Source organism: Citrobacter sp. MNAZ 1397, assembly GCF_023613995.1.
In the GTDB taxonomy this organism is placed as follows: Bacteria; Pseudomonadota; Gammaproteobacteria; order Enterobacterales; family Enterobacteriaceae; genus Phytobacter; species Phytobacter ursingii.
In genome coordinates this window covers 2,319,460-2,331,982 of the sequence record NZ_JAKIVH010000001.1, presented here as the reverse complement: position 1 = coordinate 2,331,982, position 12,523 = coordinate 2,319,460, and the positions used below count along the sequence as shown (strand labels likewise).

8 protein-coding genes are annotated in these 12,523 nt (G+C 54.3%); 4 read left to right on the top strand and 4 right to left on the bottom strand.

Going from position 1 to position 12,523, the window contains the following annotated elements:
- Positions 1–217: 217 nt before the first annotated feature.
- The 4 genes from aat to trxB form a co-directional block, all read right to left on the bottom strand.
- Complete coding sequence (gene aat / locus L2097_RS10925) at positions 218–919, bottom strand: leucyl/phenylalanyl-tRNA--protein transferase (RefSeq protein ID WP_085006006.1); 702 nt, start codon at positions 917–919, stop codon at positions 218–220.
- Positions 920–1,030: 111 nt separating this feature from the next.
- Entirely contained in the window at positions 1,031–2,752 is a 1,722-nt protein-coding gene (gene cydC, locus L2097_RS10920) for a heme ABC transporter ATP-binding protein/permease CydC (protein WP_250352826.1), read from the bottom strand.
- The gene (gene cydD, locus L2097_RS10915; protein WP_250352825.1) at positions 2,753–4,519 is read right to left on the bottom strand and encodes a heme ABC transporter permease/ATP-binding protein CydD; all 1,767 of its coding nucleotides are present in this window, start codon (positions 4,517–4,519) and stop codon (positions 2,753–2,755) included.
- Positions 4,520–4,634: 115 nt separating this feature from the next.
- Complete coding sequence (gene trxB / locus L2097_RS10910; RefSeq protein WP_039078531.1) at positions 4,635–5,600, bottom strand: thioredoxin-disulfide reductase; 966 nt, start codon at positions 5,598–5,600, stop codon at positions 4,635–4,637.
- Between the two features lie 553 nt (positions 5,601–6,153).
- On the opposite strand from trxB, the gene lrp reads away from it, so the two are divergent.
- The 4 genes from lrp to rarA all read left to right on the top strand — a co-directional run bounded on the left by lrp (position 6,154) and on the right by rarA (position 12,514).
- Complete coding sequence (gene lrp / locus L2097_RS10905; RefSeq protein WP_000228469.1) at positions 6,154–6,648, top strand: leucine-responsive transcriptional regulator Lrp; 495 nt, start codon at positions 6,154–6,156, stop codon at positions 6,646–6,648.
- A 110-nt stretch (positions 6,649–6,758) separates the two neighbouring features.
- Complete coding sequence (locus tag L2097_RS10900; RefSeq protein WP_250352824.1) at positions 6,759–10,430, top strand: DNA translocase FtsK 4TM domain-containing protein; 3,672 nt, start codon at positions 6,759–6,761, stop codon at positions 10,428–10,430.
- 119 nt (positions 10,431–10,549) lie between these two features.
- Positions 10,550–11,161, top strand: a complete 612-nt coding sequence (gene lolA, locus L2097_RS10895; protein WP_085006010.1) for an outer membrane lipoprotein periplasmic chaperone LolA — start codon at positions 10,550–10,552, stop codon at positions 11,159–11,161.
- 9 nt (positions 11,162–11,170) lie between these two features.
- A complete protein-coding gene (gene rarA, locus L2097_RS10890) occupies positions 11,171–12,514 on the top strand; it encodes a replication-associated recombination protein RarA (protein WP_142519098.1) in 1,344 nt (447 codons plus the stop codon).
- The last annotated feature ends 9 nt before the right edge of the window (positions 12,515–12,523 follow it).

The window sequence follows — 12,523 nt, the reverse complement described above, 5'->3', positions numbered from 1 at the left end:
AAAGATTTGTGCGATAAAACGCAGCAAAGCGGCTTTTGCGCATTACCCTCACGCCACACTCACGGCACGCAATAAGCGCAACGTGTAAAGGGGAACGAAGAAGGAAATGAAGGACGTCCCTGATACAAGCTTTCCCGAATGGTGGCGGGGTAACAGGCAGAAGCTGCTCTGAGCGTCCATTATAACACCCTGATAAAAAATGTGCCGAAAACATTCATCAGGCGGGTAAAAACAGTTCCCTGGGGACCCAGAAATGGGACGGAAGCTTTTGCAGGCGTAGCTCTCTAAGCCATTCAAGGTACTCGCGTCGCGGGATTTCCACTGCTCCAAGCGAGGCTGTATGGGCGTTCAGCACCTGACAATCAATCAGTTGACCACCATCGCGAGCGAAGGCATGGCTGAATACCATCAACGCGGTTTTGGATGCGTTAACACGGCGACTGAACATCGACTCGCCGCAAAACAGTGTTCCCTGCGACACGCCGTACATGCCACCGACCAGTTCATCCTTCTCCCAGACCTCAATTGAATGGGCATATCCCAGCTCATGCAGACGGTGATAAGCGAGCACCACGTCCGGTGTTATCCAGGTTCCCTCATCGCGATCTTCTGTACAACCGTCGATTACCCGCCCAAAGGCATGATTGATCGTAACGCGATAGGGGGAGGACTTGTGAAAGCGTTTCATACTACGACTGACATGAAACTCTGCGGGCCACAGCACGGCACGTGGGTCCGGCGACCACCAGAGAATGGGATCGCCAGGCGAGAACCACGGAAAGATGCCGCGCTGGTATGCCATCAGTAGACGGGCAGGGCTAAGATCCCCGCCGAGTGCCAACAAGCCATTTGGTTCACGCAGCGCCGCTTCCGGCGAGGGGAACGCTAAGGTATGACGAGACAGCTGGACCAGGCGCATGACACAACGCTCCACAACGCAACAAGGAATACCCCATATATATCGTCACTTCCAGCACAGCACTTTAGCATCTTCCCATGAAGGGAGGCTGAAAAGGACGACATACATCGACTACAGACGTTGCTTAAACTGGTAGTATCGCCCCTGTTTTGCCATTAACGCTGCGTGATTACCTTGCTCAATTATTTGTCCGTTGTCCATCACAATTATCTGATCAAATCGACTCAGTCCGCGCAGGCGATGTGTCACCATGAGCACCGTTTTTCCCTGCATCACTTCTTCAAGCAACTCAAGAATTTGGCTCTCAGTGGCGGCATCAAGCCCTTCGGTCGGCTCATCCAGCAGGACCAGCGGCGCATCGTGTAATAACGCCCGTGCGATAGCCAGACGGCGAAGTTCGCCGCCGGACAGTTGACGACCGCCTTCACCCAGCCAGGCATTCAGGCCGCTGTCATCAAGTAATTTCTCAAGACCCGTGCGGTTAAGTACCTCAGTCAGGATTTCATCACTTGCCTGAGGGGCGGCCAGCAACAGATTATCGCGCAGCGTTGCGCTGAACAGATGTACACGCTGCGGCACCATGCTGATACTCGCACGTAGCGCCGTTTCACTATAGTGCGTAAGCGGCACTTCGTTGAGCAATACTTCCCCGTGCTGTGGATCCCAGGCACGCGTCAACAACTGAAGCAGCGTTGATTTACCGCAACCTGTGCGCCCCAGCACGGCAACATGTTCGCCAGCGCTGATAGACAGATTAATGCCATTGAGCGCCTTTTGCGGTTGCTCAGGATAGCTAAATGAGATCTCCTGCAGGCGTACATTGACCGCTGCAGGCACCATCATTGGGGACTGGGGAAACTGTACTTCGGGAGGGCAGTCGGTAATTTGCGTAATACGTACCGCTGAGGCGATAACCTGTCCAAGATGCTGGAATGCACCTGTGACCGGGGCCAGTGCTTCGAAAGCAGCTAAAGCACAGAACACGAAAAGGGCGATAAGCGCGCCTGGCTGAGTGTTATCACCTACGCTGCCTGAGGCAAACCACAGCATAGTCAGCACGGCAAGCGCACCAATCAGTAACATCACAGCCTGGGACGCAGCGGTCAGATCGGACTGACGGCGCTGGGCGTCATGCCAGCTCAATTCTGTATTTTCCATCTGTTCGCGGTAGCGCTGGCTGGCACCGAAAATTGCGAGTTCAGCTTGACCCTGCAGCCAGGTGGTTAATTGCTGGCGGTATTGCCCGCGAAGCTGCGTCAGACTTTCGCCGGTGGGTTTCCCGGCACGATAAAAGAGCGGCGGCAGGATAATCAGCGTGGCCAGCATAATGCCACCCAACATCAGCGCCAGTGAGACGTCCAGTACGCTGAGCCCCACGGTAACCACGGCAATCACAACGAGTGCGCCGACCAGAGGCGAGATGACGCGCAGATACAAGTGGTCAAGCGTGTCGACATCTGCAACCACGCGATTAAGTAACTCACCTTGGCGAAAACGTGACAGGCCGGCAGGAGAAAGCGGCAACAACTTGCTGAATGTGGTGACGCGCAAATGTTGCAGCACGCGGAATGTCGCGTCGTGACTGACCAGCCGCTCAAAATAGCGCCCGGCAGTACGGGTAATTGCGGCACCGCGGACTCCCGCTGCCGGGAGCATGTAATTAAAACTGTAGAGTCCGGCGGCACCGACCACCGCTGAGGCAGATAAAAACCACCCGGACAAGGTCAGCAGGCCGATACTGGCCAGCAGTGTAACAATCGCGAGGATCACACCCAGTAACAGCAACCAGAAGTGGCGTTTATACAAAGCGAGATAGGGCAGAAGTGCGCGCATTTAAATGTCCTCCTGGCGATGGGCGAGGAGCGCGGCAAAGGCACCCCGCGCAGCGGAGAGTTCCGCGAAAGTCCCTTGTTCGATGATCTTTCCATCATCCATGATCCAGATTGCGCTCCAGTCAGCCAGCCCTTCTAGCTGGTGCGTCACCATCAGCGTTGTCTGGTTCAGGGACGCGTCATTAAGTGCTTGCATCACGCGTTGTTCACTATGCGCGTCGAGACTTGCGGCGGGTTCATCCAGCATCAGTAACTGGCATCGGTTAAGCAGAGCGCGGGCAACGGCAACACGCTGGGCCTGGCCTACGGACAGACGCGTTCCCTGATCGCCACAAGCTGTCTCCAGCCCCTGGGGTAACAGCGGTAAAAATTCGCTCACCCAGGCTTTATCCAACACGGCCTGTAATTCAGCGGCGCTGGCATCCGGGCGTGACAGGAGGATATTTTCCCGTAATGTGGTGGCCGGAAGCTGCGGGTTTTGCCCGACCCAACTGATAAGCTGGCGCCAGCTATCCGGATTCACGTCTCGCAATTCAACGCCGTTCACCCGCAAAGAACCGTCATAGGGCAGGAATCCGGAAAGCGCATTCACCAGCGAACTCTTACCGGAGCCGCTTTTTCCTACCAGCACCACGCGCTGCCCGGCTGGCAGCGTAAAATTCAGTGGTCCGGCAAGTATGCTGCCTTCTGGCGATGTGATAACCAGGTCTTCCGCCGTAATGCTTATCGCCTCATCCGCTTTTAGCGTGATATCACCACGCTGCGGATGGGAAAGCGGAGCTTCCATAAAAGTTTTCAGGCTGTCAGCGGCACCAATAGCCTGGGCTTTCGCGTGGTAGAATGCCCCCAGATCGCGCAGCGGCTGGAAGAACTCTGGGGCCAGAATCAGGGCCAGGAAACCGGCAAACAGCGTTACCCCTGTGCCGTAATGACCAAAATTGAGTTCGCCCAGGTAAGAGAAACCAAAATAGACCGCTACCAGGGCAATGGACAAGGAGGTGAAAAACTCCAGTACACCGGAGGAGAGGAACGCCATACGCAGGACTTCCATCGTACGGCTGCGAAAATCCTCGGAGGCCTGACGAATATTTTCCGTTTCCGCTGCGCCACGATCGAAGATACGCAGCGTTTCCATACCGCGTAAGCGGTCAAGGAAATGGCCGCTCAGACGCGCCAGTGCTTTGAAATTGCGTCGGTTCGCATCGGCTGCGCCCATCCCCACCATCGCCATGAAGATCGGAATAAGAGGGGCGGTTGCCAGCAAAATCAGGGCGGCGGCCCAATTAATCGGAAAGAGAGTAATGACAATCAGTAACGGCACGCTGGCGGCCAGCGCCATTTGCGGCAGATAACGCGCATAGAAATCATGCATATCGTCAATTTGCTCAAGGATAAGCGTAGCCCAACTGCCTGCGGGTTTACCCTGAATCCAGGCTGGACCGGCTTGCTGGAGCCTGTCGAGCACCTGGCGGCGTATTTCGAAACGGATGTGTACGCCAGCATGAAAACCGACGCGCTCCCGCAACCAGACGACCCAACTGCGTAAAACAAAAATCAGCACCAACAAAGCAAAAGGCAGCAGCAATGCTTCGCGCGGGATATTTTCCATAATCATATGATTCAGGATTTTGGCGAGTATCCAGGCCTGGGCAACGATAAGAACGCCACTGACCACGCCCAGCAGGCGGGACATCATAAGCCAGCGACGGGAAATGACACTTTGCTGTTTTAGCCAGCGGGTTAACTCTTGTTGACGGGTTTTATTCATTGCGCGCTTTGCAGGTAAAGTTATCGAAATTTTTGAGCTTCGCAATGTTACATCGACGCAAAAATAAAGGCGACTTATAGTCGCCTTATTTACCTTTGTTACTGAGTTGTAACGATTATTTACTTTGCGCTAACCCATCGAGGTAGCGTTCAGCATCCAGTGCCGCCATACAGCCGGTACCGGCTGAGGTGATCGCCTGACGGTAAATATGATCCATCACGTCACCTGCAGCGAAAACGCCTGGAATACTGGTCTGGGTGGCGTTGCCATGAATACCGGACTGCACTTTGATGTAACCATTTTCCAGTTCCAGCTGACCATCAAAAATGGCAGTGTTCGGGCTGTGACCAATAGCGACAAACAGACCGGCGACATCGAGTGATTCAATGTTATCCGCATTTTCAGTATCGCGAATACGCAGACCGCTCACGCCCATCTGATCGCCCGTCACCTCTTCCAGGGTGCGGTTGGTATGCAGCACGATGTTGCCGCTGGCCACTTTGTCCATCAGGCGTTTAATCAGGATTTTTTCCGCGCGGAAAGAATCGCGGCGGTGGATCAGATGTACCTCAGAGGCGATGTTTGCCAGGTACAGTGCTTCTTCAACGGCGGTGTTACCTCCACCGATGACCGCGACTTTCTGATTGCGATAGAAGAAGCCATCACACGTGGCACAGGCAGAAACGCCGCGGCCTTTAAATGCTTCCTCAGACGGCAGACCTAAATAACGCGCGGAGGCGCCGGTGGCGATAATCAACGCGTCACAGGTATATTCGCCGCTATCACCGATAAGGCGGAACGGACGATTTTGCAGATCAACCTTATTGATATGATCGAACAGAATTTCGGTATCAAATTTTGCGGCATGTTCATGCATCCGCTCCATCAGGAGCGGCCCGGTCAGATCGTGCGGGTCGCCCGGCCAGTTTTCCACCTCAGTGGTCGTGGTGAGCTGACCGCCTTTCTCCATACCAGTAATTAATACTGGCTCCAGGTTTGCACGCGCAGCGTAGACCGCAGCGGTGTATCCCGCAGGCCCTGAACCAAGGATAAGCAGCTTACTGTGTTTGGCCGTACCCATGAGATCCTCATTATTGTTTGGCAGACATGGGGCTGGATTGTAGGGAATTTACTGACGTAAAAAAAGGGCACAGCAGTTTTGTTAACGATATGTGTAATAGATGGCACTAATCATTTAACACTGAGTGAGATCCTAAATATAACAATTTCTACTGAAAATCGGACCGTTATAAGGTGATTAAATGAGTATTGCCTAAGGGTGATGATGAATATCTGGCATGTTGTACTAAAAAAAGATGTTTTGCTTTGACAATCCCCTGCGCTTTTGCGAAAACATCAAAGGAAGAAAAAAAGCAGTGTTTCACGCGTGATGCAAATTCATGCATGTAAATACCATTTTTACCGGGCTAGCGAAATCTACGCATGGCGTGGACAGACGCCATTCGTGATGTCGATAGCTGCCGTAAGGCAACGGACTTCTTAATGCAGACCCTGGGATTACACGCGGTATTTTCATTTTCAACCCGCGAGTAAAGCGACGGGCAAAGACCCTGAACAGTGAAGTGCGCAGGGTCAAGACAGGAGTAGGGAAGGAATACAGAGAGACAATAATAATGGTAGATAGCAAGAAGCGCCCTGGCAAAGATCTCGACCGCATTGATCGCAATATTCTGAACGAATTGCAAAAAGATGGGCGTATTTCCAACGTCGAGCTTTCTAAACGAGTGGGACTTTCTCCTACGCCGTGCCTTGAGCGCGTGCGCAGGCTGGAAAGACAGGGCTTCATTCAGGGCTACACAGCGCTGCTGAACCCGCATTATCTGGATGCATCACTTCTGGTATTTGTTGAGATTACTCTGAATCGTGGCGCACCGGATGTGTTTGAGCAATTTAACGCCGCAGTACAAAAACTTGAAGAAATTCAAGAGTGTCATTTAGTATCCGGTGATTTCGACTACCTGTTGAAAACACGCGTGCCGGATATGTCTGCTTATCGCAAACTGTTGGGGGAAACCCTGCTGCGACTGCCGGGCGTGAATGACACCCGTACTTATGTGGTGATGGAAGAAGTCAAACAGAGCAATCGTCTGGTTATCAAGACGCGCTAATACGGAACAGGTGCAAAATCGGCTTTTTTTGATTACACTCCTGTTAATCCATACAGCAACAGTGCCGGGGTTACCCGGCGCTGTTGTCCGTTTTAGCTGGAGAGCCTTACTTGAGCCAGGAATACACAGAAGACAAAGAAGTCACACTAACCAAGCTAAGCAGCGGGCGTCGACTCCTTGAGGCGTTGCTGATCCTCGTTTCTCTGTTTGCCGTCTGGTTAATGGCGGCGCTCATTAGTTTTAATCCTTCCGATCCCAGTTGGTCGCAAACCGCATGGCATGAACCCATACATAATCTGGGTGGCGCGCCGGGTGCGTGGCTTGCGGATACCTTATTCTTCATTTTTGGCGTTATGGCTTACACCCTGCCGGTCATTATTATCGGTGGTTGCTGGTTTGCTTATCGACACCGTGCCAATGAAGACTTTATCGATTATTTCGCCGTTTCGTTACGTCTTATTGGCGCGCTGGCGCTGATCCTGACCTCTTGCGGCCTTGCGGCCATCAATGCTGACGACATCTGGTATTTCGCCTCTGGCGGCGTCATCGGTAGTTTGCTGAGCACGACGTTGCAACCGCTACTGCATAGCAGTGGGGGCACCATCGCCTTATTGTGCGTCTGGGCGGCCGGACTAACGCTGTTTACGGGCTGGTCCTGGGTGACTATTGCTGAAAAACTGGGCGGCATAATCCTCGGTATTCTCACTTTTGCCAGTAATCGCACGCGCCGTGACGATACCTGGGTTGATGAAGAAGAATACGAAGAAGAAGAGGAATACGACGACGAACCCGCGGCCCCGCGCGAATCGCGTCGTGCCCGAATTCTGCGTGGTGCACTGGCCCGCCGTAAGCGCGTCGCGGAGAAATTCGCCAATCCAATGGGGCGTAAAACCGACGCGGCATTATTCTCCGGAAAAAGGATGGATGATGATGAAGAGGACATTGCCTATAGCGCACGCGGTGTCGCAGCAGATGTTGATGATGTCCTGTTTTCAGGCCATCGCGCCACTGAGCCTGATATCGATGCTTACGATCCGCTTTTAAGCGGACAACGCGCAACCGAACCTGTTTCGGCCGCCGCGGCAGCCATGACAGCGGCACAGGCGTATGCTGCGCCAGCCGCTCCGGTGGTGCAGCCTCCGGTAGAAACCACACCATGGCAGCCCGCTCCCGCCGACTCTGCGGCGCAATATGAGCCCGAGCCAGAACAGGTTCCACTTTCACACTATGCTGCGCCAGCACAGAACAATGAGTGGCAGCCAGAAGCACCGCCGGTTGCGCCTCAGCCGCAGGCATATCAAGCATGGCAGGAGCGTCCATACGAAGAACCCGCTTACGAAGAGCCCGTGCCAGCGCCAGCGGTTGAGCCTCAGGCGGTCGAAGAGGTGAAGCAGACGCGCCCGCCGCTTTACTATTTTGAAGAGGTTGAAGCCCAGCGTGCGCGTGAGCGTGAGCAGCTTGCCGCCTGGTATCAGCCGATCCCGGAACCGGTAGAAGAACCGACACGCTCAGCCCCACCAGCGATGACCTCTGTTCCTGCCGCGCCGACAACGCCCGTTGAATCCAGGGTCATGCCAGCAGCGACCCCTGTTGCAGCGGGAGCAAAAGATGCCGCAGCGGCAATGGCTACTGCCCCGGTATTCAGCCTGGCGGATGGTGGTGCTGCCCGCCCACAGGTAAAAGAGGGCATTGGCCCACAATTGCCGCGCCCGAATCGCGTCCGCGTACCTACCCGGCGTGAACTGGCTTCCTATGGCATCAAACTGCCATCACAGCGCATGGCGGAAGAGCGCGCGCGTGAAGCCGAGCGCCAGCAACATGGTGCGCTGGATGATGACGATGCGGATATGTTGCATCAGCATGAGCTGGCACAACAGTTCGCGACCAGTCAGCAGAACCGTTATGGTGATGAGTATCAGCACGATACGACAGCCCCCATCCTTGATGAAAGTGAGGCCGAACAGGCTGAACTGGCGCGTCAGTTTGCCGCCAGCCAGCAGCAGCGCTATGCCGGTGAGCAGCCCAAAGGTGCGCATGCCTTTGCGGCCGATGATTTTGCGTTTTCGCCGTTTAAAGCGCTGGTGGATGATGGCCCAGGTGAGCCCTTGTTTACGCCAGGCGTGATGCCTGAGGCTGAACCACCAACACAGCAGCCCGCTGCAAATTATTCTGCACAGCCTTCCGCACCTGTACATGCGCAACCTGCCACTGCCAGACCGCAAGCGCCTGCGCCGCAGGAAAGCCTTATTCATCCGCTGTTGATGCGTAACGGTGACAGCCGCCCATTGCCCAAACCGACAACGCTGCTGCCTTCCCTGGATCTCCTGACGCCGCCTCCGGCTGAGGTCGAGCCGGTTGACACCTTTGCGCTGGAGCAGATGGCCCGTCTGGTAGAAGCGCGGCTGGCCGATTTCCGTATCAAAGCAGACGTAGTGAATTACTCTCCGGGTCCGGTTATTACACGTTTCGAGCTGAACCTGGCGCCGGGTGTTAAGGCCGCGCGAATTTCTAATCTTTCGCGTGACCTTGCGCGTTCACTGTCGACTGCGGCGGTTCGTGTTGTCGAAGTGATTCCAGGTAAACCTTATGTTGGTCTGGAGTTGCCAAACAAAAAGCGTCAGACCGTCTATCTGCGTGAAGTGCTGGACTGTGTGAAATTCCGCGAAAGCCCGTCGCCCTTGACTGTCGTGCTGGGCAACGATATCGGCGGTGAGCCGGTGATTGCTGATCTGGCCAAGATGCCGCATCTGTTAGTCGCGGGGACCACGGGTTCCGGTAAATCCGTTGGGGTTAACGCTATGATCCTCAGCATGCTTTATAAAGCACAGCCGGAAGACGTGAAATTCATCATGATCGACCCGAAAATGCTGGAACTTTCGGTGTACGAAGGGATTCCGCATTTGCTGACGGAGGTGGTCACCGACATGAAAGACGCCGCCAACGCATTGCGCTGGAGTGTTAATGAGATGGAGCGCCGCTATAAACTGATGTCGGCGCTTGGCGTGCGTAATCTGGCGGGTTATAACGAAAAAATTGCCGAGGCGGCGAAAATGGGGCGCCCGATCCCCGATCCATACTGGAAACCGGGTGACAGCATGGCGATTGAACATCCGGTGCTGGAAAAACTGCCGTATATCGTTGTGCTGGTAGATGAGTTTGCTGACCTGATGATGACCGTGGGTAAAAAGGTGGAGGAACTGATCGCTCGCCTGGCGCAGAAAGCGCGTGCCGCGGGTATTCACCTGGTGCTGGCGACACAGCGTCCCTCTGTTGACGTCATCACCGGTCTGATTAAAGCCAATATCCCGACCCGTATTGCTTTTACCGTGTCGAGCAAAATCGACTCCCGAACTATCCTTGACCAGGGCGGGGCTGAATCGCTGTTGGGCATGGGGGACATGCTTTACTCAGGGCCAAACTCGACAATGCCGGTACGTGTTCATGGTGCGTTTGTGCGTGATCAGGAAGTGCATGCCGTGGTGCAGGACTGGAAAGCACGCGGTCGCCCGCAATATATTGACGGTATTACCTCTGATAGCGAAAGCGAAGGGGGCGCAGGCGGTGGCTTTGACGGTGGAGAAGAGCTGGATCCGTTATTCGATCAGGCGGTTAATTTCGTCACCGAAAAACGCAAAGCCTCAATCTCTGGCGTGCAGCGTCAGTTCCGTATCGGTTATAACCGCGCGGCCCGCATTATCGAGCAAATGGAAGCGCAGGGCATCGTCAGCGAGCAGGGGCATAATGGCAACCGTGAGGTGTTAGCACCCCCGCCGTTTGAGTGATTGCAAAGATCGGTAAAGCCGTAAAAATTCAGTATTTTCTTCTGTCACTTGTGGCGATGAGCTTTTACAGTGACAGAAGTGTTCTCCCGTATCGGGAGCGACGTTTTTGAGGAAAAACAATGAAAAAAATCGCGATAACCTGTGCGTTACTTGGCAGCTTTATGGTGAGCAGCGTGTGGGCGGATGCTTCCGGCGATCTGAAAAGCCGTCTGGACAAAGTGAGCAGTTTCCACGCAAGCTTTACCCAAAAAGTGACGGATGGAAGCGGTGCGGCGGTGCAGGAAGGTCAGGGCGATTTGTGGGTCAAGCGTCCAAATCTGTTCAACTGGCATATGACGCAACCCGATGAAAGTGTCCTTGTTTCCGATGGCAAAACATTGTGGTTCTACAACCCGTTTGTTGAGCAGGCCACGGCAACCTGGCTGAAAGATGCCACCAGCAACACCCCCTTTATGCTGATTGCGCGTAACCAGAGTAGCGACTGGCAGCAGTACAATATTCAGCAGAACGGCGATGATTTTGTCCTGACACCAAAAAGCAGCAATGGCAACCTCAAACAGTTCACCATCAACGTTGACCGCGATGGCACCATCCATCAGTTCAGCGCGATTGAGCAGGACGACCAGAAAAGCAGCTACCAGCTAAAAGCCCAGCAAAATGGCTCGGTAGATGCGACTAAGTTTACCTTTACTCCACCCAAAGGCGTGACGGTCGACGATCAACGTAAGTAAGAGGCGTGCGTGAGCAATCTGTCGCTCGATTTTTCCGACAATGCGTTTCAACCACTGGCCGCGCGTATGCGGCCAGAAAATTTGGCGCAATATATAGGTCAGCAACATTTGCTGGCGCCGGGTAAACCCCTACCTCGGGCGATTGAAGCCGGCCATCTGCATTCGATGATTTTATGGGGGCCGCCCGGAACGGGAAAAACGACGCTGGCAGAGGTCATTGCACGCTATGCCAGTGCAGATGTTGAACGCATTTCTGCGGTCACGTCAGGTGTGAAAGAGATCCGCGAAGCTATTGAACGTGCACGGCAAAACCGCAATGCGGGGCGTCGCACGATCCTGTTTGTTGATGAAGTCCATCGCTTTAACAAAAGCCAGCAGGATGCCTTTTTACCCCATATTGAAGACGGCACGATCACTTTCATTGGCGCTACCACCGAAAACCCCTCATTTGAACTCAATTCCGCTTTGCTCTCCCGTGCGCGTGTTTATCTGCTGAAATCCCTGACTACAGAAGATATTGAGCAAGTATTAACGCAAGCGATGGAAGATAAGGCGCGGGGCTATGGCGGTCAGGATATCTCTCTGCCGGATGAAACCCGTCGCGCGATTGCGGAACTGGTCAACGGCGACGCGCGCCGTGCGCTCAATACGCTGGAAATGATGGCAGACATGGCCGAGCTGGATGATTCTGGTAAGCGCGTCCTGCAGCCATCGCTCCTGACGGAGATTGCGGGCGAGCGTAGCGCGCGTTTTGATAACAAAGGCGACCGTTTCTACGATTTAATCTCTGCACTGCATAAGTCGGTGCGCGGTAGCGCGCCGGATGCGGCGTTGTACTGGTATGCACGTATTATTACCGCTGGCGGTGATCCGCTGTATGTGGCGCGCCGCTGTCTGGCCATTGCATCTGAGGATGTTGGCAATGCCGATCCGCGTGCGATGCAGGTTGCCATTTCGGCCTGGGATTGTTTCACGCGTGTGGGGCCTGCTGAGGGTGAGCGGGCCATTGCGCAGGCGATCGTTTACCTGGCGTGCGCCCCGAAAAGTAATGCGGTCTATACCGCCTTTAAAGCCGCCATGGCTGACGCACGTGAGCGTCCGGATTATGATGTTCCCGTCCATTTACGTAATGCGCCGACCAAACTGATGAAAGAGATGGGATATGGTCAGGAATACCGCTACGCCCATGACGAACCCAATGCCTATGCGGCTGGCGAGTCATATTTCCCCGAAGAGTTAGCACAAACACGCTATTATCATCCGACAAACAGAGGCCTTGAAGGCAAGATTGGCGAAAAGCTCGCCTGGCTCGCTGAACAGGATCATAAAAGCCCCACAAAACGCTATCGCTGAGAGTGGCGT

Bases quoted from the DNA above. Each gene is read 5' to 3' on its own strand.
- aat (WP_085006006.1), bottom strand. From the start codon at position 919: ATGCGCCTGGTCCAGCTGTCTCGTCATACCTTAGCGTTCCCCTCGCCG.
- cydC (WP_250352826.1), bottom strand. From the start codon at position 2,752: ATGCGCGCACTTCTGCCCTATCTCGCTTTGTATAAACGCCACTTCTGG.
- cydD (WP_250352825.1), bottom strand. From the start codon at position 4,519: ATGAATAAAACCCGTCAACAAGAGTTAACCCGCTGGCTAAAACAGCAA.
- trxB (WP_039078531.1), bottom strand. From the start codon at position 5,600: ATGGGTACGGCCAAACACAGTAAGCTGCTTATCCTTGGTTCAGGGCCT.
- lrp (WP_000228469.1), top strand. From the start codon at position 6,154: ATGGTAGATAGCAAGAAGCGCCCTGGCAAAGATCTCGACCGCATTGAT.
- lolA (WP_085006010.1), top strand. From the start codon at position 10,550: ATGAAAAAAATCGCGATAACCTGTGCGTTACTTGGCAGCTTTATGGTG.